The 23,382-nt window shown below is 68.3% G+C and carries 16 protein-coding genes; 12 read left to right on the forward strand and 4 right to left on the reverse strand.

The window, feature by feature from the left end; all coding sequences use genetic code 11:
- The first annotated feature begins 111 nt into the window (after positions 1–111).
- The 3 genes from hrpA (at position 112) to ABFG95_RS23620 (ending at position 7,258) form a co-directional block, all read left to right on the forward strand.
- Positions 112–4,050, forward strand: a complete 3,939-nt coding sequence (gene hrpA, locus ABFG95_RS23610; RefSeq protein ID WP_348994964.1) for an ATP-dependent RNA helicase HrpA — start codon at positions 112–114, stop codon at positions 4,048–4,050.
- Positions 4,051–4,219: 169 nt separating this feature from the next.
- On the forward strand, positions 4,220–5,953 hold the full coding sequence (locus ABFG95_RS23615; RefSeq protein WP_336731701.1) for an ABC transporter permease subunit: 1,734 nt from the start codon (positions 4,220–4,222) through the stop codon (positions 5,951–5,953).
- 9 nt (positions 5,954–5,962) lie between these two features.
- The gene (locus ABFG95_RS23620) at positions 5,963–7,258 is read left to right on the forward strand and encodes an AAA-associated domain-containing protein (protein ID WP_049072643.1); all 1,296 of its coding nucleotides are present in this window, start codon (positions 5,963–5,965) and stop codon (positions 7,256–7,258) included.
- A 71-nt stretch (positions 7,259–7,329) separates the two neighbouring features.
- On the opposite strand, the gene lpxO is transcribed toward ABFG95_RS23620, so the two are convergent.
- A complete protein-coding gene (lpxO, locus tag ABFG95_RS23625) occupies positions 7,330–8,229 on the reverse strand; it encodes a lipid A hydroxylase LpxO (RefSeq protein WP_049072645.1) in 900 nt (299 codons plus the stop codon).
- Between the two features lie 129 nt (positions 8,230–8,358).
- Here lpxO and dnaE point away from each other — a divergent pair, with 129 nt between their 5' ends.
- Genes dnaE through ABFG95_RS23660 form a run of 7 tightly spaced genes read left to right on the forward strand, consistent with a single transcriptional unit; the run spans position 8,359 to position 17,516 of the window.
- Positions 8,359–11,850 carry a DNA polymerase III subunit alpha gene (dnaE, locus tag ABFG95_RS23630; RefSeq protein ID WP_348994965.1) on the forward strand — a complete coding sequence of 1,164 codons (3,492 nt, stop codon included), beginning with the start codon at positions 8,359–8,361 and terminating at the stop codon, positions 11,848–11,850.
- The gene (locus ABFG95_RS23635) at positions 11,850–12,941 is read left to right on the forward strand and encodes a glycosyltransferase family 4 protein (RefSeq protein ID WP_054501261.1); all 1,092 of its coding nucleotides are present in this window, start codon (positions 11,850–11,852) and stop codon (positions 12,939–12,941) included. The genes dnaE and ABFG95_RS23635 overlap by 1 nt, the downstream gene beginning before the upstream one ends.
- Entirely contained in the window at positions 12,938–13,786 is an 849-nt protein-coding gene (locus ABFG95_RS23640) for a polysaccharide deacetylase family protein (RefSeq protein ID WP_059269705.1), read from the forward strand. Before ABFG95_RS23635 ends, ABFG95_RS23640 begins: the two co-directional genes overlap by 4 nt.
- Positions 13,783–14,538: a glycosyltransferase family 2 protein gene (locus ABFG95_RS23645; RefSeq protein ID WP_049072650.1), complete on the forward strand. Its 756-nt coding sequence runs from the start codon at positions 13,783–13,785 to the stop codon at positions 14,536–14,538. Before ABFG95_RS23640 ends, ABFG95_RS23645 begins: the two co-directional genes overlap by 4 nt.
- Positions 14,535–15,650, forward strand: coding sequence for a glycosyltransferase family 4 protein (locus ABFG95_RS23650; protein ID WP_278991952.1), 1,116 nt, complete (start codon positions 14,535–14,537; stop codon positions 15,648–15,650). The genes ABFG95_RS23645 and ABFG95_RS23650 overlap by 4 nt, the downstream gene beginning before the upstream one ends.
- A 17-nt stretch (positions 15,651–15,667) precedes the next feature.
- On the forward strand, positions 15,668–16,393 hold the full coding sequence (locus tag ABFG95_RS23655) for a polysaccharide deacetylase family protein (protein ID WP_100504340.1): 726 nt from the start codon (positions 15,668–15,670) through the stop codon (positions 16,391–16,393).
- Positions 16,368–17,516, forward strand: a complete 1,149-nt coding sequence (locus ABFG95_RS23660) for a glycosyltransferase family 4 protein (protein ID WP_054418322.1) — start codon at positions 16,368–16,370, stop codon at positions 17,514–17,516. Before ABFG95_RS23655 ends, ABFG95_RS23660 begins: the two co-directional genes overlap by 26 nt.
- A gap of 82 nt (positions 17,517–17,598) precedes the next feature.
- Here ABFG95_RS23660 and ABFG95_RS23665 read toward each other — a convergent pair whose 3' ends face one another.
- From ABFG95_RS23665 to ABFG95_RS23675, 3 genes are read right to left on the reverse strand one after another with little or no spacing between them, the layout of a single operon-like run.
- Positions 17,599–17,874, reverse strand: a complete 276-nt coding sequence (locus ABFG95_RS23665; protein WP_049077601.1) for a YkgJ family cysteine cluster protein — start codon at positions 17,872–17,874, stop codon at positions 17,599–17,601.
- A gap of 2 nt (positions 17,875–17,876) precedes the next feature.
- Positions 17,877–18,641 carry a YdcF family protein gene (locus ABFG95_RS23670; protein ID WP_049072656.1) on the reverse strand — a complete coding sequence of 255 codons (765 nt, stop codon included), beginning with the start codon at positions 18,639–18,641 and terminating at the stop codon, positions 17,877–17,879.
- A gap of 15 nt (positions 18,642–18,656) precedes the next feature.
- Positions 18,657–19,628, reverse strand: a complete 972-nt coding sequence (locus ABFG95_RS23675; RefSeq protein WP_278991955.1) for a glycosyltransferase family 9 protein — start codon at positions 19,626–19,628, stop codon at positions 18,657–18,659.
- Between the two features lie 109 nt (positions 19,629–19,737).
- On the opposite strand from ABFG95_RS23675, the gene msbA reads away from it, so the two are divergent.
- Positions 19,738–21,513 carry a lipid A export permease/ATP-binding protein MsbA gene (gene msbA, locus ABFG95_RS23680; protein ID WP_049072658.1) on the forward strand — a complete coding sequence of 592 codons (1,776 nt, stop codon included), beginning with the start codon at positions 19,738–19,740 and terminating at the stop codon, positions 21,511–21,513.
- 48 nt (positions 21,514–21,561) lie between these two features.
- Complete coding sequence (locus ABFG95_RS23685) at positions 21,562–23,379, forward strand: monovalent cation:proton antiporter-2 (CPA2) family protein (protein WP_049072660.1); 1,818 nt, start codon at positions 21,562–21,564, stop codon at positions 23,377–23,379.
- The last annotated feature ends 3 nt before the right edge of the window (positions 23,380–23,382 follow it).

Below are 23,382 nucleotides of genomic sequence, written 5' to 3' on the forward strand. Positions count from 1 at the left end.
GGCAACAACGCGGCCCCGGGGCCGCGTCAACGCGCCGTCACGGGACGGCGTGGCGAAATTATATGGCCGCGCGGCGTTTATATAATAGGCAGCTAACCGGACAAATCGTACATGCCAGAATCTTCCCGCCCGCGGCCGCCCGTACAGGCCGACGGGCCGACCCGGGCCCCGGGCAAGCCGCGCGCCGACGCCGCGGCCCCGGCGGCGCGCCAGGCGCCCCGCCCCGAGCGGCCCATTCCCGCCGTGACCTACCCCGAGGACCTGCCCGTCAGCGCGCGGCGCCAGGAAATCGCGCGCGCCATCGCCGGCCACCAGGTGGTCATCGTCAGCGGCGAGACCGGCTCGGGCAAGACCACCCAGCTGCCCAAGATCTGCCTGGAACTGGGCCGCGGCCGCCAGAAGATGATCGGCCACACCCAGCCGCGGCGGCTGGCCGCCACCTCGGTGGCCAAGCGCATCGCCGAGGAGCTGAACACGCCGATGGGCGAGGTGGTGGGCTACCAGGTGCGCTTCAACGATCGCACCGGCCCCAATGCGTCGATCAAGCTGATGACCGACGGCATCCTGCTGGCGGAGTCGCAGCGTGACCCGCTGCTGCGCCGCTACGACACCATCATCATCGACGAGGCGCACGAACGCAGCCTGAACATCGACTTCCTGCTGGGCTATCTGAAGCAGCTGCTGCCGCGCCGCCCCGACCTGAAAGTCATCATCACCTCGGCCACCATCGACGCCGAGCGCTTCGCCCGCCATTTCGCCGCGTCCGAGGACAAGCCGGCGCCGGTGATCGAGGTCTCGGGCCGGCTGTACCCGGTCGAGGTGCGCTACCGGCCGGTGCGCGAGGAAGCCGAAGAAGACGCCGCGCCGGCCAAGCCGGGCCGCGACCGCGAGCGCATGTCGGGCGACGAGGAACGCGACCTGATCGACGCCATCGTCGACGCGGTCGACGAGTGCGCCCGCCACGGCCCCGGCGACGTGCTGGTGTTCCTACCCGGCGAGCGCGAGATCCGCGAATCGGCCGAGGCGCTGCGCAAGCGCCACCCGGCCGGCACCGAGGTGCTGCCGCTGTACGCGCGCCTGTCGCAGGCCGAGCAGGAACAGATCTTCCATCCGCGCGGCAACGCGCGCCGCATCGTGCTGGCCACCAACGTGGCGGAAACCTCGCTGACGGTGCCCGGCATCCGCTTCGTGGTCGATAGCGGCCTGGCGCGCGTCAAGCGCTATTCCTGGCGCAACAAGGTCGAGCAACTGCGCATCGAGCCGGTCAGCCGCGCCTCGGCCAACCAGCGCGCCGGCCGTTGCGGCCGCGTCGGCCCGGGCCTTTGCATCCGCCTCTACGACGAAGCCGACTTCAACGCCCGCGCCGCCTTCACCGACCCCGAGGTGCTGCGTTCCTCGCTGGCGTCCGTGATCCTGCGGATGAAGTCGCTCAAGCTGGACGACATCGAGCAGTTCCCGTTCGTCGAGGCCCCGCCCGGGCGCGCGGTGGCCGACGGCTACCACCTGCTGCAGGAGCTGGGCGCGATCGAGCTGGCCGCGGCCGACGACGGCGACGACGCCAGCCGCACCGGCGCCTCGTTCGTCCTGACCCGCACCGGCCACGAACTGGCCAAGCTGCCGGTGGACCCGCGCATCGGCCGCATGATCCTGGCCGCGCGCGAGCACCAGTGCCTGGCGGAAATGCTGATCATCGCCTCGGCGCTGTCGGTGCAGGACGCGCGCGACCGCCCCATGCAGGAGCGCGAGGCGGCCGAGGCCGCGCACGCCAAGTTCGCCGACGACAAGTCCGAATTCATTTCCTTCCTCAAGCTGTGGCGCTGGTACGGCGAGCAGGTGCAGCACAAGGCCTCGCAGCGCAAGCTGGTGGGCCTGCTGCGGCAGAACTTCCTGTCGCCCATCCGGCTGCGCGAATGGCACGACGTCCACACCCAGCTGGCCGCCCTGGTGGGCGAGCAGGGCTGGCGCGTCAATCAGGTCGAGGCCACCTACGAGCAGTTGCACATGGCGCTGCTGTCGGGCCTGTTGGGCAACATCGGCTTCAAGAGCGACGAGGGCGGCCATTACCAGGGCGCCCGCGAGATCCGCTTCCACATCCATCCGGGCTCGCGCCTGGTGAAGAAGGCCGGGCGCTGGATCGTCGCCGCCGAACTGGTCGAGACCACCCGCCTGTACGCGCGCTGCGTGGCGCGCATCGACCCGGTCTGGCTGGAAAAGGTCGGCGCCCACCTGATCCGCAAGAACTGGTCCGACCCGCGCTGGGAAAAGAAGGCCGGCCAGGTGGTGGCCAACGAACGCGCCACGCTCTACGGCCTGACCATCTACAGCGGCCGCCGCATCCAGTACGGCCGGGTCCATCCGCGCGAGGCGCGCGAACTGTTCATCCGCCAGGCGCTGGTGCCGGGCGAGATCGACACGCGCCTGGCCTTCGTGGCCCACAACCGCAAGCTGATCGCCGGCATCGAAAAGCTGGAACACCAGACCCGCCGCCCAGACATCCTGGTCGACGACGAGCTGATCTACGCCTTCTATGACCGCCAGCTGCCGGCCGACATCTCGCAGACCGCGACGCTTGAAAAGTGGGTCAACGGCCTCGACAAGGCCGAAGCGGCCAGGCTGCTGCTGACGCGCGACGAACTGATGCGGCACGAGGCCGCCGGCGTCACCACCGACGTCTTCCCCAAGAAGGTGGAGTGGCAGGGCGTGTCGATGGCGCTCGATTACCACTTCGAGCCCGGCTCGCCGCGCGACGGCGTGACGTTGGCGGTGCCGCTGTTCGCCCTGAACCAGATCGATCCGGCGCGCTGCGAATGGCTGGTGCCCGGCATGCTCAAGGAGAAAGTGCACCTGCTGCTCAAGTCGCTGCCGCAGAAGCTGCGCCGCCACTGCGTGCCGCTGCCCGACTATGCCGCCGGCTTCTACGACCGCTGGTTCGAGCGCCTGGGCGACCCGCAGACCGGCCTGGTGGACGCGCTGATCGCCGACATGTGGGATCAGGTGCAGGTGCGCCCGGCCGCTGCCGACTTCAAGCTCGAGACGCTGCCGGCGCACCTGTTCATGAACTTCCGCGTGGTCGACGAGCACGGCCGCATGCTGGCCGCCGGCCGCAACCTGGCGCAGCTGCGCGCCGAGTTCGGCAAGCAGGCCCAGGCCACCTTCCAGCAGCTGGCCGCCAGCGACACCCAGGTGGCGCAGGCGCTGGCGCACGAGAACCTGACGTCCTGGACCTTTGGCCCGCTGCCGGAAATCATGGAGATCAAGCGCCGCGGCCAATCGGTCATCGGTTACCCGGCGCTGGTCGATCGCGGCGCGCATTGCGACCTGGACGTGTTCGACGACCCGGACGAGGCGCGCAAGGCGCACCGCGCCGGCCTGCTCAAGCTGTTCCGGCTGGGCCTGCGCGAGCAGGTCAAGTTCCTGGAAAAGAACCTGGCCGACCTGACCAAAATCAGCATGCTCTACATGACACTGGGCACGCAGGAGGAACTGCGCGACCAGATCATCGACTGCGCGCTCGGCCAGGCCTGCCTGGCCGAGCCCTGGCCGGTCAATGAACAGCAGTTCGAGGCGCGCCGGGCCGAGGGCAAGGGCCGGCTGGGCCTGCTGGCCCAGGAAGTGGCGCGCCTGGCGGGCGCGGTGCTGACGGAATACGCGGCCCTGCAGCGCAAGCTGCCACAGGCCAAGCCGCACGCCGCCGCCTACGCCGACCTGCAGCAGCAGCTGGGGGCGCTGATGCCCAAGTGGTTCATCCGCGACACCCCCTACGCCCAGCTGTCGCATTTCCCCCGCTACCTGAAGGCGGCGGTGGCGCGCATCGACAAGCTGCGCGCCGACCCCGGCCGCGACGCCAAGCTGGTGGCCGAGATGGCGCCGCTCCTGACCCAGTACCAGCGGGCCCGCTCGGCCCTGAAAGGGGCGCCCGACCCCCGCCTGGACGAGTTCCGCTGGCTGCTGGAGGAACTGCGGGTGGCCTTGTTTGCGCAGGAATTGCGCACGCCGATGCCGGTGTCGGTCAAGCGCCTGATGAAAAGCTGGGAGTCCCTGCAACGCTGATTTGCGGGGCCGGGCGACGCGGGCGGTGGCCTTTTCACCGGTGTAATACGGGGCGGTTTGAGCCGTCCCGTATTACACCCAGATTTCAGTCGTTTTCTGTTCAGTGACGCGTCATCTGGTTATGCTTCAATGCGCGGGCCTTCACCCCGCTCCCTGGAGCATTGCCGACATGTTCGAGCTCTTCAGCACCCGGACGCGCCCGTCCTCGTCGTCCCGCTCTTCGCCCAATCGCTGGGACTGGGCGCTTCTTCCCTTGGTGCTGGTGGTGCTGGCCGCGATGGCCTACGGCGCCTCGCAAATGAGCCGTCCCTTCGCCGTCGGCGAAGAGCTGCCGATCTCGCTGGATCCGATCTACCTGCCGTATTACCTGCTGCGTACCATCCTGCGGATGTTCACGGCGCTGGCCTTTTCGCTGCTGTTCAGCTTTATCTTCGCGGCCATCGCGGCCAAGTTCCGCGCCGCCGAAAAAGCCATGATCCCGATGCTGGACATCCTCCAGTCGGTGCCCATCCTGGGGTTCCAGGCCATCGCCATCGCGCCCTTCATCGCGCTGTTTCCCGGCAACCTGCTGGGGGTCGAGTGCGCGGCGATCTTCGCCATCTTCACCTCGCAGGCCTGGAACATGGCGTTCAGCCTGTACCAGTCGATGCGGACCGTGCCGGCCGAACTGAACGAGGCCGCGCGCGTGTTCCGGCTGTCCGGCTGGCAGCGCTTCTGGCGCCTGGAACTGCCGTATGCCACCCCGGGCCTGCTGTGGAACATGATGATGTCCATGTCCGGCGGCTGGTTCTTCCTGGTGGCGGCCGAGGCCATCTCGGTGGCCGGGCAGGACATCAAGCTGCCTGGCATCGGCTCCTACATCGCCGTGGCGATCGACGCCGAGAACGGCCGCGCCATCGCCTGGGCCATCGGCGCCATGATGGCCGGCATCCTGCTCTACGACCAGTTGTTCTTCCGGCCGCTGCTGGCCTGGGCCGACAAGTTCCGCTTCGAGGAATCGCAGGCCGACGTGGCGCAGCAGTCCTGGCTGCTGGACTGGACCCGCCGCAGCCGCTGGATGCAGGCGCTGTCCAATATGTTCTGGGCGCAGATGCGGCGCGCGCTGGGCTGGTTCAGCGTGTCGTACGACGGCACCTCGATCCGCGCCCGCGCCAAGGCGCCAGACCCGCGCTGGACGCGCGTCTGGGATGCGCTGCTGGCCGCCGGCGCGCTGCTGGCCACCTACAAACTGGTCGTCTTCGTGCACGCGGAGGTGGGCTGGAGCGAGGTGCTGCACGTGATCGGCCTGGGCGGCATCACGCTGGTGCGGGTGATGGTGCTGATCGGGCTGGCGTCGTTGATCTGGGTGCCGATCGCGGTCTGGATCGGCCTGCGGCCCAAGTATTCACAGCGGGTGCAGGCGGTGGCGCAGTTCCTGGCGGCGTTCCCGGTCAACCTGCTGTTCCCGGCGGTGGTGTTCGTGATGGTGGCGTTGAAGCTCAACCCCAACATCTGGCTCAGCCCGCTGATCATCTTCGGCACCCAGTGGTACATCCTGTTCAACGTGGTGGCCGGCGCCTCGACCATTCCGAACGAACTGCGCCTGGCCGCCAGCAACCTCGGCCTGAAGGGCTGGCTGCTATGGCGCCGGGTGTACCTGCCGGCGGTGTTCCCCAGCTTCATCACCGGCGCCATCACGGCCAGCGGCGGCTCCTGGAACGCCAGCATCGTGGCCGAGTACGTGTCCTGGGGCAATACCTCCCTGGTGGCCGATGGCCTGGGCAGCTACATCAAGCAGATGACCGAGCAGGGCGATTTCCACCGCATCGCGCTCGGCATCGGCGTCATGAGCATTTTCGTCATGCTGCTGAACCGGTTTTTCTGGCGCAAACTGTATTTGCTGGCCGAAGACCGCGGCCGGTAGGGAGTCCTCATGAATTCCAATTTCCTGATCGAACTGCACGACGTCGGCAAGTCGTTCCGCGCCGCGGACGGCACCGCCCGGCACGTGCTGGAACACGTGGACTTCACGTTGCGCGAAGGCGAGATCGTGGCCCTGCTGGGCAAGTCCGGCTCGGGCAAGTCGACGCTGCTGCGCATCATGGCGGGGCTGGTCAACGCCGACCAGGGCACCGTCACCTACCGCGGCCAGCCGGTGTACGGCCCGGCGGCGGGCATCGCCATGGTGTTCCAGTCGTTCGCGCTGTTTCCCTGGCTGACCGCGCAGCAGAACGTCGAGCTGGGCCTGGAGGCCCAGGGCGTGGCGCCGGCCGAGCGCGCCAGGCGCGCCGATGCGGTGCTCGACCTGATGGGCCTGGGCGGTTTCGGCGGCGCCTTGCCGCGCGAGCTGTCCGGCGGCATGCGCCAGCGCGTCGGCATCGCCCGCGCGCTGGTCATGAACCCGGACGTGCTGTTGATGGACGAAGCCTTCTCGGCCCTGGACGTGCTGACCGGCGAAACGCTGCGCGACGACATGCTGGAACTGTGGGACGAGAGCCGCATCTCGACCAAGGGCATCCTGATCGTTTCGCACAACATCGAGGAAGCGGTCATGATGGCCGACCGCATCATCGTGTTCTCCAGCGACCCCGGCCGCATCCGCAGCCAGGTGCAGATCGGCCTGCCGCGGCCGCGCAACGCCGATTCGCCGCAGGTGCGCGCGCTGATCGACGAGGTCTATGCGCTGATGACGCAGCGCCCGGCGCACGACGTGCCGACGCCGCGCCAGCAGGGCCTGGGCTACCGCTTTCCGCAGACCGAGGTCGAGCGCATGGAGGGCGTGCTGGACGTGCTGGCGGAGGCGCCGTTCAATGGCCGCGCCGACCTGCCCAAGCTGGCCGAGGAAGCCGAGATCTCGGACGACGACCTGCTGCCGGCCTGCGAAGCGCTGGGCCTGTTCGGCCTGGCCCAGATCGACAAGGGCGACATCTTCCTGACGCCGCTTGGCCAGCGCTACGTGCAGGCCGACCAGGGCCAGAAGCAGGCCATCTTCGGCCGCCAGCTGCTGGCGCACGTGCCGCTGGCCGCGCACATTCGCCACAGCCTGGAGCAGGAGCCTGCCGGCGAGTTGCCGGAAAAGAACTTCCTGGATTCGCTGGAGGAATTCCTCAAGCCCGACGAAGCCGAGCGCGTGCTGAAGATCGCGGTGGAATGGGGGCGCTATGGCGAAATCTACGGCTACGACTACCACACCGGCCTGTTGACCTTGCCGGAGCGCGCCGCGGGGTAGGGTGGGGAGCGGCGGGCCGGACGGCCCGCCGTGCTGGCGTGATGACCGCGCGATCCGCGCGGTCGATCCGATCACAGGGCGATGAAGCCCGCGATCACCAGGATGATCAGGCCGTACTTGGTGGCCTTGTAGACGTTGCGGTTCCAGGCCTTGAAGGCCTTGCGCTTCTGGTCGATGACCCAGTGCGCATGGGTCAGCTTGTTGATGGCGCCGGTCTGGTCGCCGCCGTCGTTGGGCGAGCTGGCCGCCGACATCACCACGCGGCCGAACCAGCGGTTGAAGGCTTCGGCCCAGCCCCACTTGAGCGGCCGCTCGACGTCGCAGAACAGGATGATGCGGTTCTGGTCGGTGTGGTTGTAGGCCTCATGCACGTAGGTCTCGTCGAACACCACGCTTTCGCCGTCGCGCCAGCTGTAGGTTTCGCCGTCGACGATGATGTGGCAGCGGTCGTCGTTGGGCGTGGCCAGGCCCAGGTGGTAGCGCAGCGACCCGGCGAACGGGTCGCGGTGCGGATTGAGCTGGCCGCCTGGCGGCAGTTCGGCGAACATGGCCGCCTTGACCTTGGGCAGCGTCTTCAGGATGGCCACCGTCTTGGGGCACAGTTCCTCGGCCGAGGGGTGGCGGGCGTCATACCACTTAAGGTAGAAGCGTTTCCAGCCGTACTTGAAGAACGAATTGAAGCCGATGTCGTTGTGGCTGTCGGCCGCCTTGATGCGGCGCATCTCGGCCATCTGCAGGGCTTCGTCGCGGATCGTCTCCCAGTTGTCGTCCAGCACCTTGAGCTCGGCGATTTCGCTGGTGGTCAGGTAGGGCGTCGACGGCACGCGCGAGCTCAGCACCATGAAGGCGTTGATCGGCGCCAGCAGCACCGAGTGATCCAGCAATTGCCGGCCCAGCGGCAGCTTGACGCGGCCACGGAAGTGCGCGAACAGGATGGCGGCGAGCCAGATCCCGGGTATCAGCCATTTCATACGTAAATCTCGTCCTGCGGCGGGTGAGTCAGGTCTAATCGTCTATTGTTACACAGGGGCGCCGGACGCACGTCGGCGCGATCGCTCCGGCGGCGCTTTTCGACCGCCCGACTGGGTACAATTCCTACCATGTCCGAAGCCGTAACAACCCCGTCCCCATTTGTCCACCTGCGTGTCCACTCCGAGTTCTCGGTGGTGGACGGCATCGTGCGCATCCCCGACCTCATCAAGCGCGTGGCCAAGCTGGGCCAGCCCGCGGTCGCCCTGACCGATCTGTCGAACCTGTTCGGCCTGATCAAGTTCTACAAGGGCGCGCGCGGCGCGGGCATCAAGCCCATCGCCGGCTGCGACGTCTGGCTGAGCAACGACGAAGATCCCGCCAAGCCGTTCCGCGTGCTGCTGCTGGTGCGCAACCACCAGGGCTACCTGAACCTGTGCGAACTGCTGTCGCGCGCGTTCCTGACCAACCAGGGCAAGGGCCGCGCCGAAATCCGCCGCGAATGGCTGCAGGGCCAGGACGGCCTGATCGTGCTGTCGGGCGGCCGCGGCGGCGACGTCGGCCAGGCGCTGGACGCCGGCAACGCGGTGTCGGCGCTGGCACTGGCGCGCCAGTGGGCGCATATGTTCCCGGGCAGCTACTACATCGAGCTGCAGCGCGCCGGCATGGACGGCGACGAAGCCTACACCCAGGCCGCCATGCGCCTGGCGGGCGAGGCCGGCCTGCCGGTGGTGGCCACCCACCCGGTGCAGTTCCTGGACGAATACGAATTCCAGGCGCACGAGGCCCGTGTCTGCATCGCCGAAGGCGAGATCCTGGCCAATCCGCGCCGCGTGCGCCGCTTCACCAAAGAGCAATACCTGCTCAGTTCCGAAGAAATGGCGCGCCGCTTCGCCGACGTGCCCTCGGCGCTGGCCAACACGGTCGAGATCGCCAAGCGCTGCAACCTCAGCCTGGTGCTGGGCAAGCCGCGCCTGCCGAATTTCCCCACGCCCGACGGCGTGTCGCTGGACGACTACCTGGTGCAGTTGTCCGAAGAGGGCCTGGAAAAGCGCATGGCCTTCCTGTTCCCGGACGAGGCCGAACGCGAATCCAAGCGCGAGCAGTACTACGAGCGTCTGCGCTGGGAATGCAAGACCATCATCCAGATGGGCTTCCCGGGCTACTTCCTGATCGTGCAGGACTTCATCAACTGGGGCAAGAACAACGGCGTGCCGGTCGGCCCGGGCCGGGGTTCGGGCGCCGGTTCGCTGGTGGCGTACGCGCTGGGCATCACCGACCTTGACCCGATCCGCTACGACTTGCTGTTCGAGCGCTTCCTGAACCCCGAGCGGGTCTCGATGCCCGACTTCGATATCGACTTCTGCCAGGACAACCGCGAACGCGTCATCGACTACGTCAAGGAAAAGTACGGCCGCGCCGCCGTGAGCCAGATCGCCACCTTCGGCACGCTGGGCGCCAAGGCCGTGGTGCGCGACGCCGGCCGGGTGCTGGACATGCCCTACATGTTCTGCGACGGCCTGTCCAAGCTGATCCCGTTCAATCCGATGGATCCGTGGACGCTCGAACGCACCCTGAAGGACGAGCCGGCCTTCAAGGACCGCTATGAGCAGGAAGAGGAAGTGCGCGCGCTGGTCGACCTGGCCAAGCCGCTCGAAGGCCTGACCCGCAACATCGGCATGCACGCCGGCGGCGTGCTGATCGCGCCCGGCAAGCTCACCGACTTCTGCCCGCTGTATTGCCAGCCGGGGCAGGAAAACAGCGCCGTCTCGCAGTTCGACAAGGACGACGTCGAAGCCGCCGGCCTGGTCAAGTTCGACTTCCTGGGGCTGCGCAACCTGACCATCCTGGACTGGGCCGTGCGCTACGTGCGCCAGTTCAACGAGGACAAGCGCGACTTCGATGTCATGGCGCTCAGCCTCGACGATCCGGCCGCCTACAAGATCCTGTGCGACGCCAACACCACCGCCGTATTCCAGCTGGAATCGCGCGGCATGAAGGAACTGCTCAAGAAGCTGCGGCCCAACACCTTCGAAGACATCATCGCCATGCTGGCCCTGTACCGTCCGGGGCCGCTGGAATCGGGCATGGTGGACGACTTCGTCAACCGCAAGCACGGCCGTGCCGCGGTGGACTACTTCCACAACGATCTGGAGAGCACGCTCAAGAGCACCTACGGGGTCATCGTCTACCAGGAACAGGTGATGCTGATCTCGCAGATCATCGGCGGCTACTCGCTGGGCGGCGCCGACCTGCTGCGCCGCGCCATGGGCAAGAAAAAGCCCGAGGAAATGGCCAAGCACCGCGAGCTGTTCGAGAAGGGCGCCAAGGAAAAGGGCCACGATCCGGATCTCGCGGTCAAGCTGTTCGACCTGATGGAGAAGTTCGCGGGCTACGGCTTCAACAAGTCGCACTCGGCCGCGTACGCGCTGATCTCGTACCAGACCGCCTGGCTCAAGGCCTACCATCCGACCGAGTTCCTGGCCGCCACCATGTCCTCCGACATGGACGACACCGACAAGGTCCAGATCTTCTGCCGTGACGCCCAGGACAACGGCGTCGAGGTGCTGCCGCCCGACGTCAACTTCTCGGGCTACCGCTTCGAGCCGGTGGCCGACCGGTACACCGAAAAGGGCAAGCCGCCGCGCACCATGCGTTACGGCCTGGGGGCGGTCAAGGGCACCGGCCAGGGCGCGGTCGAGGACATCCTGCGCGCCCGCAAGGAAGGCGGCCCGTTCCAGAACCTGTTCGACTTCTGCCGCCGCGTCAGCAAGCACGCGGTCAACCGCCGCACCATCGAGGCCCTGATCAAGGCCGGCGCGTTCGACACCATCGAACCCAACCGCGCCGCCATGCTGGCTTCGGTGCCGACCGCCATGGAAGCGGCCGAGCAGGCCGCCCGCAGCGCCAACCAGTCCTCGCTGTTCGGCGACGACAGCAGCGACGTGGTGGCCGGCGAGCTGGCCAAGGTGGCGCCGTGGGACCTGCACAAGAAGCTCACCGAGGAAAAATCGGCGCTGGGCTATTACTACAGCGGCCACCTGTTCGACGCCTGGCGCGACGAAGTGCGCCAGATCGTGCCGATGCAGCTGGCGCGGGTCGAGCCGCAGCGCGACCTGCAATGGATGTGCGGGGTGCTGGCCAGCGTGCGCGTCATGATGACGCGCCGGGGCAAGATGGTGTTCGCGGTGCTGGACGACGGCACCGCGCAGGTCGAGATCTCGGTTTTCAACGAACTCTACGAAAAGCACCGCAACCGCCTGCGCGAAGACCAGCTGGTCATCGTCCAGGGCAAGGTCAGCAACGATGACTATTCGGGCGGCATGCGCATCGTCGCCGAGCAACTGTACGACCTGCAACTGGCGCGCGAGGCGCGCGCCAAGTCGCTGCGCGTCAAGCTCAATGGCGGCGCCGACGCCGCGCGCCTGCGACAGATGCTCAACCCGTTCCGCGCCGAGCCCGAGAACGGCATCCCCGGCGTGCCGGTGGACATCGTCTACACCAAGAACAATTTCCTCTGCACGGTGCGGCTGGGCGAGGAATGGCGCGTGCGCATGGCCGACACGCTGCTCGAGAACCTGAACGCCTGGACCAAGCCGAATGGCGTGGAGGTCACGTACTGATGCGCATCGTCCACTCGGAAGCCGCCACCAGTTTCGGCGGCCAGGAAGGCCGCATCTTCAAGGAGATGAACGCCATGCGCGCGCGTGGCCATCACCTGGAAGCCATCTGCCAGCCGACCGCGCTGCTGGCCGAGCGCCTGTCGGACGCCGGCTTCACCGTCCACACGCTGGAGATGGACGGGCCGGTCAACTACCTGAAGGGCGTCGCCGCCATCCGCCGCATCCTGCGCGAAGGGCGCTTCGACGTGCTCAACACCCATAGCCGGCGCGACACCGTGATCGCCGCGGCGGCCGGCCGCCTGGCGGGCACGCCGCTGATCGTGCGCACCCGCCACCTGTCCAACAAGGTCGGCTCGCTCTGGTCGTACACGCGCCTGCCGCATCGCGTCACCACCGTCAGCGACCACGTGCGCGAGCACCTGATCGAACGCGGCGTGCCGGCCGATCGCGTCGCCACGGTCTATTCGCCGATCGTGCTGCCGCCGCCGGTCGAGCATTCGACCCTGCGCGAGGAACTCGGGCTGGCGCCGGACGATCTGGTGGTCGGCTGTGTCGCCGTGATGCGCGCCACCAAGGGCCACAAGGACCTTATCGACGCCATCGCGCCGCTGATGGCCACCCGGCCCAAGCTGCACCTGGTGTTCGTGGGCGGCGGCTCGCCGGTGTTCGAGCAGACCCAGGCCTACGTGGCCGAACGCGGCCTGGCCGATCGCATCCACCTGATGGGCACGCGCCGCGACGTGCCCAATCTGCTGGCCGGCTGCGACCTGTTCGCGCTGGCGACCCAGCAGGAGGCCTCCGGCACCGTCTACGTCGAAGCCCAGGCCAGCGGCCTGCCGGTCATCGGCACCGACGTCGGCGGCGTGTCCGAGATGTTCCGCGACGGCGAAACCGGCATCCTGGTGCCGCCCAAGGACCCGGCCGCGCTCACCGCCGCGCTCGAAAGGCTGATCGACGACGCCGCCTTGCGCCAGCGCATGGGCGAGGCTGGCCGCAAGATGGTCTGGGAAGAGGGCGTGTTCTCGCCCGCCCGCCTGGCCGAAACCACCGAGGCCGTCTACACCCGCTGGCTGGCGGAGCGGCGCCGATGAATGCGCCCAACGTCCCGGTGCTGATGTACCACCACGTCACGCCGGCCGGCGGCATGATCAACGCCATGCCCGACGTGTTCGAGGCCCAGATCGCGCGCCTGGCGCGCGCCGGCTACCAGTCGCTGTCGGCCGACCAGTTCGCCGCCTACCTGGCCGGCGCGCCGGCGCCCGAGCGCTCGGTGCTGATCACCTTCGACGACGGCTATCTCAACAACTGGGTCCACGCCCATCCGGTGCTGGCGCGCCATGGCATGCGCGCCGTGCTGTTCACCATCACCGGCTGGATCGGCGACGGCCCGGTGCGTCCGCATGCCGGCCAGGGCCTGCCGCTGCCGGCCACGCCCGACCACGACGCCAGCAAGAAGCTGATCGCCGACGGCCGCGCCGACGATGTCATGCTGCGCTGGAGCGAAATCGAAGCAATGCGGGCCGCCGGCACCTTCGAATTCCATTCGCATACCCACACCCACACGCGCTGGGACAAGGTCTGCGGCGCTGATGTCGAGGCCAAGAAGGCCCACATTGCGCAGGAACTGTCCGATTCACGAGAGACACTGACGCGGCGCCTGGGCGCGGTCAGCGATCATCTGTGCTGGCCGCAGGGCTATTTCGACGCCGACTACGTGGCGGCCGCCCGGCAGGCGGGCTTTCGCCACTTGTACACTACCGACCCTTTCGGCCAGAACACCCCTGGCGCCGACCCCGGCCACATCTACCGCTTCGCGGTGCGCAATCAGGGCGGCTCCTGGTTGAACCGGCGCATCTGGCTGTCGCGCGATCCCTTCTGGGGACCGCGCTATCACGCCTGGAAGGCCTGGAAAAAGCGTCTTAGGAATCGCGGATGAAGTTATCAGTCATAGTCATCACCAAGAACGAAGCGGCCAATATCGCCGAGTGCCTCAAGTCGGTCGCCTTCGCCGATGAGTTCATCGTGGTGGATTCGGGCAGCACCGACGGCACGGTGGAGCTGGCGCGGGCCTTGGGCGCGCGGGTCGAGGTGACGTCCGACTGGCCCGGTTTCGGCCCGCAGAAGAACCGCGCGCTCGATCTGGCCAGCGGCGACTGGGTGCTGTCGATCGACGCCGACGAACGCGTCACGCCCGAGCTGGCCCGCGAGATCCAGGACACCCTGGCCGCGCCGCGCGCCGACACCTACGAGATCGCCCGCCTGTCGAATTTCTGCGGGCGCGATATCCGCCACAGCGGCTGGTGGCCCGACTACGTGCTGCGCCTGTTCAAGCGCGGCGCGGCGCGCTTCAACGACGCCGCCGTGCATGAACGCGTGGTGCCGGCCAACGGCCAGCCGCCGCTGCAGCTCAAGGGCCATTTCCATCATTACCCGTACGACAACCTGGACGCGCTGGTCACCAAGATCAACCGCTATTCGTCGGACGCCGCCGCCATGATGTACGCCAAGGGCAAGCGCACCTCGGTGTTCGGCGCGCTGGGCCACAGCTTCTGGACCTTCGTGCGCATCTACCTGATCCGGCGCGGCTTTCTCGACGGCCGCCATGGGCTGGTGCTGGCCGTGACCGCGGCGGCGGGCAGTTTCTTCCGTTATTCGAAGCTGATGTTCCTGGCCGAGAAGAACAAGTGAAGATCCTCTACACCAATTTCCACGCCGGCAACGGCGGTGGACACGTCACCTACATCATCAACCTGTGTCGCGCCCTGGCGGCCGATCACCAGATCACGGTGGCCGCGCCGGCCAGCAGCCGGCTGTACCGCTACGCCAAGGCGATTCCCGGCGTCACGGTGGTGGACATGCGCTACACCACGCGGCCGTCATCCTGGTTCGGCGACCGGGCGCGGCTGCGCCGCCTGATCAAGCAGGGCCGCTTCGACATCATCCACGCCAACGGCTCGGCCGACCACAAGCAGGTCATGCTGGCCACGCTGGCGATGGCGCGCCGCCCGCGCATCGTGTTCACCAAGCACAACGACCACCCGGTCTCCAGCTTCGGCCACAAGCTGCGCGTGGCGCTGGCCACCGACCACAGCATCGCGGTCAGCGACTACATCCATCGGCTGCTGGCCGATTCGCCCTACCGCAAGCGGCCGATCACCACGATCCGCCATGGCATCGACACGCGCTTTTTCGCGCCGCCGCCGCCCGACAGCCTGGACAAGCTGCGCGAGATTTTCTTCGGCCCGGACTGGCGCGGCAAGCTGCTTCTGGGCAGCGCCGGCGGCACCGACTACGACAAGGGCTGGCTCGACCTGGTGGCCGCCGTGGCGGCGCTGCCGCCGGGCGACAGGGAGCGCGTGCTGCTGCTGGTGGCCGGCGACCCGCCGTCCGAGGCCAAGCTCGAGCGCGTGCGCGAACTCGGCATGCTCGACCAGGTGCGCTTTCCCGGCCTGCTCGACGACGTGCGCGCGGCGCTGGCCTCGTGCCACGCCGGCTTCGTGCTGTCGTACCGCGAGGCCCTGTCGTTCGCCTGCCGCGAGATCATGGGTCTGGGCCTGCCGGCGCTGGTGACCGACGCCGGCGGCCTGCCCGAGAACGTCACCGACGGCGTCGACGGCTGGATCGTGCCGGTGCGCGACGTGGCCGCCATGACCGCGCGCCTGCGCCGCATGCTGGACGACCCGGCGCAGGTCCGCGCCATGGGCGTCCATGCGCGCCAGACCGCCGAGCGCGACTTCAACCTGGCGCGTTTCGCGCAAGCCACGGTCGACGTCTACCAGCGGACATTGGGTGGACACTGAGCCTCTATAATCGCGCCATGTCTATCCCAATTCTCATGTACCACCAGATCGGCGAGCCCAACCCCAAGGGCACGCCGTTTCGCGGCCTGACGGTGCACCCGGATGATTTCGCGCGTCAGATGCGCTGGATGCGCTTCCTGGGCTACCGCGGCCTGTCGATGCGCGACATCATGCCGTACGTGCGCGGCGAGCGCCACGGCAAGGTGTTCGGCCTGACGTTCGACGACGGCTACCGCAACGTGGTCCAGAACGCGATGCCGGTACTGGACAAGCTGGGATTCACCGCCACCAACTACCTGGTGGCCAACCAATTCGACGGCGGCAACGTCTGGGACGCCAAGATCGGCATCCCGTTCTCGCCGCTCATGACGGTCGACGAGATGCGCCAGTGGGCCGCGTCCGGCCACGAGGTCGGCTCGCACACGCTGGACCACGTCCATCTGCCCGAGATGACGCCCGAAGAGGCCCGCCGCCAGATGGTCGAATCCAAGGACGTGCTGGAACAGGCCCTGGGCGCGCCCGTCACCGCCTTCTGTTATCCCTATGGCGATCACGGCCCGGAACACCTGGTCATGGCGCGCGAGGCGGGCTACGACAACGCCACCCTGACCAAGCGCGGCCTGGCCAGCGCCAGCGACGACCCCTTCGGTTTGCCGCGCGTGACGGTGTCGCGCTCGACCGGCATTTTCCGTTTCCTGCAGAAGTGCCTGACCCGCTATGAAGACAAGCGCGGGCGCGGCTGAGCGGCGGCTGCGCATCGCACTGCTGGTCGACCGCTTCGGCAACCGCTTCGGCGGCGCCGAGGCCTACGGGGTCGAGCTGATGCGCGTGCTGGGCCAGCGCCACGACGTTTCCGTGGTGGCGCGCGACTTCGACAGCGACCTGCCTTTTCCCTTCCTGCCGGTGCGCTTTCCTGGCTGGTTGCCCAGCTGGATGCGGGTGTTGTATTTCGCCTGGAAGGCCGACCGCCTGACCCGCGGCCGCTATGACATCGTGCACTCGCACATGAACGGCTGGGCCGGTGAAATCCAGGTCATGCACGTCACGCCGGTGCGCTACAACCGCCTGACGCGCGTCAAGCCGCTCAAGCGCGCGCTCGCTTGGCTCAGCCCGCGCCTGGCCACCTACCTGTTGCTGGAGAAATCGCGCGTGCGCCGCGCGCCCGCGCGGCGCGTGGTGGCGGTGTCCGGCCTGATCATGGACCAGCTGCACCGCAGCTACGGCCCGCGGCTGCCGGTCGAGATCATCGCGCCCGGGGTCAAGCTGCCGGCGCCCGAGTCCGCCGCCGCGCGCGCCGCCACCCGGGCGCAGGTCGGCTGGGATGCCGACACCATCGGCTGCCTGCTGGTGGCGCGCAATCCGCTGCGCAAGGGCCTGCCGGCGCTGCTCGATGCGCTGGCGCTGCTGCCGCCCAGGTACCGCCTGCTGGTGGTGGGCGCCGACCAGGCCACCCGCGACCGGGTGCGCGCGGCAGGCGCCGTTGCCAGCCGCGTGTCGCTGGTCGACCCGACGCCCGAGGTCGCGCGCTATTTCGCGGCGGCCGACATCTACGCCCATCCGACGCTCAACGACAGCTACGCCATGGCGCCGCTGGAAGCCATGTCGCACGGCCTGCCGGTGGTAGTCAGTTCGCCCGCCTATTGCGGCTTCGCCCAGTACCTGTCGGCGGGCAAGGACGCCCTGATCCTGCAGGACCCGCGCGATGGCGCCCAACTGGCGCAGGCTCTGCAGCGGCTGGGCGACGAGCCCGAACTGCGCGCGGCCCTGTCCGAGCGCGGTCTGGCCATCGCCCGCGACCAGAGCTGGGAGGCCGTGGCGGCGCGCTACGAGGCGCTGTACCAGGACGTGCTGGCCGAGCGCGGCTGACCCCCGCCGCGCCGCGGCCCAAAAACAACAACGGGACCGCCAGGGTCCCGTTTTCATGCAATGCGATCGATACGTCCGCGATTCAATGCGTCGCCGGCGCGGTGGCCCGCTCCAGCTCGCCCAGCCAGCGGATCGCGTATTCGCGATCGCCACCGCACATGTCGGCCTGCGCCTGCAGCCCGCCACAGAAATCCGGCCGCGACGGCTGGCCGAAGATCGCGCAGCGCATGTCCGGCAGCAGTTGGATACAGGGGACGCCGGCCGGCTTGCCATCGGGCATGCCGGGGATCGGCCGGGTGATCGACGGCGCGATGCAGCAGGCGCCGCAGCCCGGCCGGCAGGCCAGCGTTGCCGTCATGCTCAGACCCACCCGCGCAGCCAGTAGACGAACAGCCCGGCGTATTCCTTGATGATGGAACGGCTGGCGTCGAAGGTGCGCTGGTCGGGCAGCCACGGATTCAGGGAACCGTCGGCCGGCGCCACGATCTGCGGCGGAGCAGGGGCGGCGATGGCCACCACGCCCTGCTTGGAAAACGCCGCCATGGCGCGCGGCATGTGCAGGGCCGACGTCACCAGCAGCACCTTGCCGATGCCGCGGGTCTTGAGCTGGTCTTCGGTCAGGGCCGCGTTCTCGTAGGTGGTGCGGCTGGCGTTCTCAAGGATCAGCGCCGATTCCGGCACGCCTTGCTGGCGGATGGCGTGGGCCATGCCGCGGGCCTCGCTGACGTCGCCTTCCAGCGCGCCGCCGGACAGCACCACCTTCGGCGCGCGGCCCGCCAGGTACAGCTGGGCCGCGGTGTCGACGCGCACCACGGCGGTGTCCTTGTCATAGGGCAGGAACCAGTTGGCGCGGCCATTGGCGGTGTTGCCGCCCAGCACCACGATGGCGTCGGCGGTGGGGGATTCGGCGGGCGGCAGGTGCGGGTAGCGGCTTTCCAGCGCGCCTCCGAGCCACAGCGAGGTCGCCGGCAGCGACCATGCCAGCGCCCAGAGCAGGCCGGCGACGATCAGGGCGCCGCCGGTCTTGCGCAGCCGGAACAGGCCCAGGACCAGACCGACCACCACCAGGGTCAGGCACAGGTTGTAGGGAATGATCAGATTCGTGAGATAGCTGGACATGGTCATTTCAAGACAAACTGTTTACTGCGCATCGTCCAGCATCGCGTTGGCCCGCTGTTCCACCACTTCGCTGGATGGCCACGCCGTTTCCGAACCGACGCATACCGCGCGGGGCGACCACGGGCCGGTGCGGCCGGGCCGCGTGACGCCGAACAGCGTCAGCTCCCGCGCGCCCGCCGCCGCCGCGACGTGCGACACGCCGGAGTCGTTGCAAATCACCAACGCGGCCCGCGCCGTCAGGGCGGCAAACGCACCCAGGGGCAACGGGGGCAGCAACTGTGCCGTGGGGGCGTTGCGCCGGGCTTCGTCGGTTTCCGCTGGAGGGGGGCACATTACCACGGTATGGCCCCGTGCCTGCAGCGCGCGGGTAAGTGTATCGAATCCGGGCCAGACCTTGACCTTGCCTTTGTGCAGGCCGGTCGCCGTGGGGGCGATCAGCACGAAGCGCTGTCCGGCCAGGCCGGCCGCTTCCAGCGCCAGCGCGGCGGCGTTCTCGTGGGCCGGCGTCAAGGGCAGATCGAGCGTGGGGGCCGGCTCGGCGGGGCCGGTCGGCAGTCCCCAGCGGCCCAGCGCTTGGCGCGTCAGGTGGTGCCAGGACTGCACCGCATGCAGCGCCGCCTCCGGCTTGGCGACCGGCCAGCGTAGCAGGAAGCTGCGCCCGTCGTCGCGGTAGCCGGCCGACGGCACGCCCGCCAGGCGGAACACCAGCGCGCTGGACAACGAATCCGGCAGCAGCAGCCCCCGGGCATGGCGGCCCGCGGCGCCCAGGGAGCGGCGGTGGGCGCCGACCGTCGCGCGATCCGGCCCCACTTTTCCCAGCATCGGCAGGAACTCCCGTTTGTCGACGCCATCCAACAGGTCCCGGGCCCAGGGGCGGGCGCAGATCACCAGGGGCAGGCCGGCCGCCTGCAAGGTGCGCAGGCTGGGCAGGCTCATGCAGACATCTCCCACCCAATTGGGCAGGCGAACGTAGAGGCAACTGATTTCGGACATGGACAGGCGCACCGCGCGATAGGATCTGAAAGGGGGGACGCCCGGCCCCGCGCGGCAACGCGTAGCCAGTACAATCCGGGGCACAATTGTATAAAAGCGAGTGATTCCATTGAATTCTGCCGCACGCAACACGCCCGCGGGCTCCCAGCCCGTCAGAGCCGAACTCTGGAGCCGTATCTACAGCCGGGTTGGCTCCTACTGGAAGGGGCTGGTGCTGGCGACCCTGCTGATGGCCGGCGCCGCCGCCACGCAGCCCACGCTGGCCGTCATTATGAAGCCCCTGCTGGACGACGGCTTCTCGGGCGCCAAACCCTACTACGTCTGGGCATTGCCGCTGGCGGTGGTGGGCCTGATCTTCCTGCGCGGGGTCTGTAACTTCTTCAGCGATTACCTGCTGGCCTGGGTGGCCAACAACGTCCTGCTGGGCATGCGGCGCGACATGTTCGAACGCCTGCTGGGCCTGCCGGACGCCGATTTCAAGCGCGGCGACACCGGCCGCCTGCTGAACCGCTTCACCATCGACGCGGGCAACGTCACCGGCTACGCCACCGACGTCATCACCGTGCTGGTGCGAGAAACCCTGGTGGTCATCGCCCTGATCTGCGTGCTGCTGTACACCTCGTGGGTGCTGACCCTGATCATCCTGGTCATGCTGCCCGTTTCGGTGCTGATCGCGCGCACCTTCATCAAGCGCCTGCGCCGCATCAACCGCGACACCGTCAACATGAACGCCGAACTGACCCGGGTGGTCAGCGAGGGCATCGACGGCCAGCGCGTCATCAAGCTGTTCGACGGCTACGAGGTCGAACGCGGCCGCTTCGATTTCGTCAGCGGCCGCCTGCGCCGCTTCGCCATGCGCACCGCCACCGCCGACGCCGCCCTGACGCCCCTGACGCAGGTATGCATCTCGATCTCGGTGGGCGCGGTCATCGCCGTCGCCCTGGGGCAGGCCAACAACGGCTCGCTCACGGTCGGCAGCTTCGCCTCCTTCATGGCCGCGCTGGCGCAGATCTTCGACCCCATCAAACGCCTGACCAACCTGGCCGCCCGCATGCAGAAGATGCTGGTGTCGGCCGAAAGCGTGTTCACCCTGATCGACCAGGTGCCCGAAAGCGACACCGGCACGCGCGAGCTGCCCGAGCCCGTGCGCGGCAAGGTCGAATTCCGCAACGTCACCCATCGCTTTTCCGACGCCGACCGCGACACCGTCAACGACGTGTCGTTCGTGGTCGAACCCGGCCAGACCGTGGCGCTGGTGGGACGCTCCGGCAGCGGCAAGACCACGCTGGTCAACATGCTGCCGCGCTTCGTGCTGGCCGACAGCGGCGCCATCTACGTCGACGACGTGCCGATCAACGACCTGAAGCTGCGCAGCCTGCGTTCGCACCTGTCGCTGGTCAGCCAGGACGTGGTGCTGTTCGACGACACCATCGCCGCCAACGTCGGCTACGGCGCCCTGGGCGAGGCCAGCGAACAGCAAGTGCGTGACGCGCTCGCCGCCGCCAACCTGCTGGACTTCGTCGAAGGCCTGCCGCAGGGCATCAACACCCCCGTTGGCGAAAACGCCGCGCGCCTGTCCGGCGGCCAGCGCCAGCGCCTGGCGATCGCCCGCGCCCTGATCAAGAACGCGCCCATCCTCATCCTCGACGAAGCCACCTCGGCGCTCGATAACGAGTCCGAACGCCAGGTGCAGGCTTCGCTCGAACGCCTGATGAAGGGCCGCACCACGCTGGTCATCGCGCACCGCCTGTCGACCGTGCAGAACGCCGACCGCATCATCGTGCTGGACGCCGGCAAGATCGTCGAACAGGGCCCGCATGCCGAGCTGCTGGCCGCCGACGGCCTGTACGCCTCGCTCTACAACATGCAGTTCCGCGAAGACTGATCGCGCGCGGCGCCGCGCGCGCCGCGCCAGGCCACCCAGGAGCCGCCCATGTCCCTGCCCGCAGAAGGCAACCAGCTCGTCAACGTCGTCGTTCTGCTGGGGGCGGCGGTCATCGCGGTGCCCCTGTTCAAGCGCCTGGGACTCGGTTCCGTCCTCGGCTACCTGGCTGCCGGCCTGGCCATCGGTCCGTTCGGCATCGGCTGGTTCTCCGATCCCCGCTCCATCCTGCACGTGGCCGAACTGGGCGTGGTGATGTTCCTCTTCATCATCGGCCTGGAGATGCAGCCGTCGCGGCTGTGGAAGCTGCGCGGCGAAATCTTCGGCCTGGGCGTGGCCCAGGTGGTGGCCTGCGGCGCATTGCTGACCGCGGTCGGCCTGGCCGCCGGCCTGTCGGGCCCGGCGGCCTTCATGGCGGCAATGGGCTTCGTGCTGTCGTCCACCGCCATCGTCATGCAGATCCTGGCCGAGCGCGACGAGACCGCCAGCGCCCAGGGCCAGCGCATCGTTTCCATCCTGTTGCTCGAAGACCTGGCCATCGTGCCGCTGCTGGCCCTGGTGGCGCTGCTGGCGCCGGCCGGCACCGGCGAGCATGGCGATCCGTGGCTGCAGGCGGGCATTGCCATCGGCTGCGTGCTGGCGCTGCTGGCGGCCGGCCGCTGGCTGCTCAATCCCTTGTTCCGCCTGCTGGCCGCGGCGCACGCGCGCGAAGTCATGACGGCCGCCGCGCTGCTGGTGGTGCTGGGCGCGGCGCTGCTGATGGAGCTGGGCGGCCTGTCCATGGCCATGGGCGCGTTCCTGGCGGGCGTGCTGTTGTCCGAGTCCACCTTTCGCCACCAGCTGGAAGCCGAGATCGAGCCGTTCCGCGGCATTCTGCTGGGCCTGTTCTTCCTCGGCGTCGGTATGTCACTGGACCTGGCCGCCGTGGCGCGCGAATGGCAACTGATCCTGGCGGGCGTGGTCGTGTTCATGCTGGTCAAGTCCATCGGCGTCTACCTGGTCGCGCGCCTGCTGCGCGCCAGCCATGCCGAAGCGTTGACCCGCGCCGCGCTGCTGGCGCAGGGCGGCGAATTCGCCTTCGTGCTGTATGGCGCCGCCGCTGCCGCCGGCATTTTCGACGCGCACCTGGCCGCGGTGCTGATCGCGGTTGTCATCATTTCCATGGCGTTCACGCCGCTGTGCGTGCTGGCGCTGCGCTGGCTGCTGCCCAAACCCGTGCCGTCGATGGAGGGGGTGGACGTGGCGCAGGACCTGGAAGGCTGCGCCCTGATCGTCGGCTTTGGCCGTTTCGGCCAGATCGTGACCCAGGCAATGCTGGCGCGCGACATGAAGGTATCGATCCTGGATACCGACACCGACGCCATCCGCGCGGCGGCCAAATGGGGCGTCAAGGTGTATTACGGGGACGGTACGCGTATCGACATGCTGCGCACCGCCGGCGCCGAAACCGCCAAGGCCATCCTCATCTGTATCGACAATCCGCAGTCGGTCGACCACATGGTCAAGCTGATCAAGGCCGAATTTCCGCTGGTGCAATTGGTGGTGCGCGCCTACGACCGTATCCATTCGCTGGCCCTGGCCAAGGAAGGGGTCGATTATCAGGTGCGTGAAACCTTTGAATCGGCCCTGGTCTTCGGCGAAGCCGCGCTGCGCGCCGTCGGCGTGCCGCCGGACGAGGCCGCCGAAGTCGTGGCCGATGTGCGCAGGCGCGACAGCGACCGCTTCGACCTGGAGGTGGCCGGCGGGCTGTTCGCCGGACGGTCGCTGCTGTACGGCAACATGACCGGCCCGGCCGATGGGAGGAATGACCAACCGGACCGCGAAACGGTGGCGCCGGCGGGTCACGCCGACCCTGGCGCGCCGGCATGACCG

This window comes from Achromobacter sp. HNDS-1 (genome assembly GCF_040084795.1).
GTDB classification, from domain to species: Bacteria; Pseudomonadota; Gammaproteobacteria; order Burkholderiales; family Burkholderiaceae_B; genus Achromobacter; species Achromobacter ruhlandii.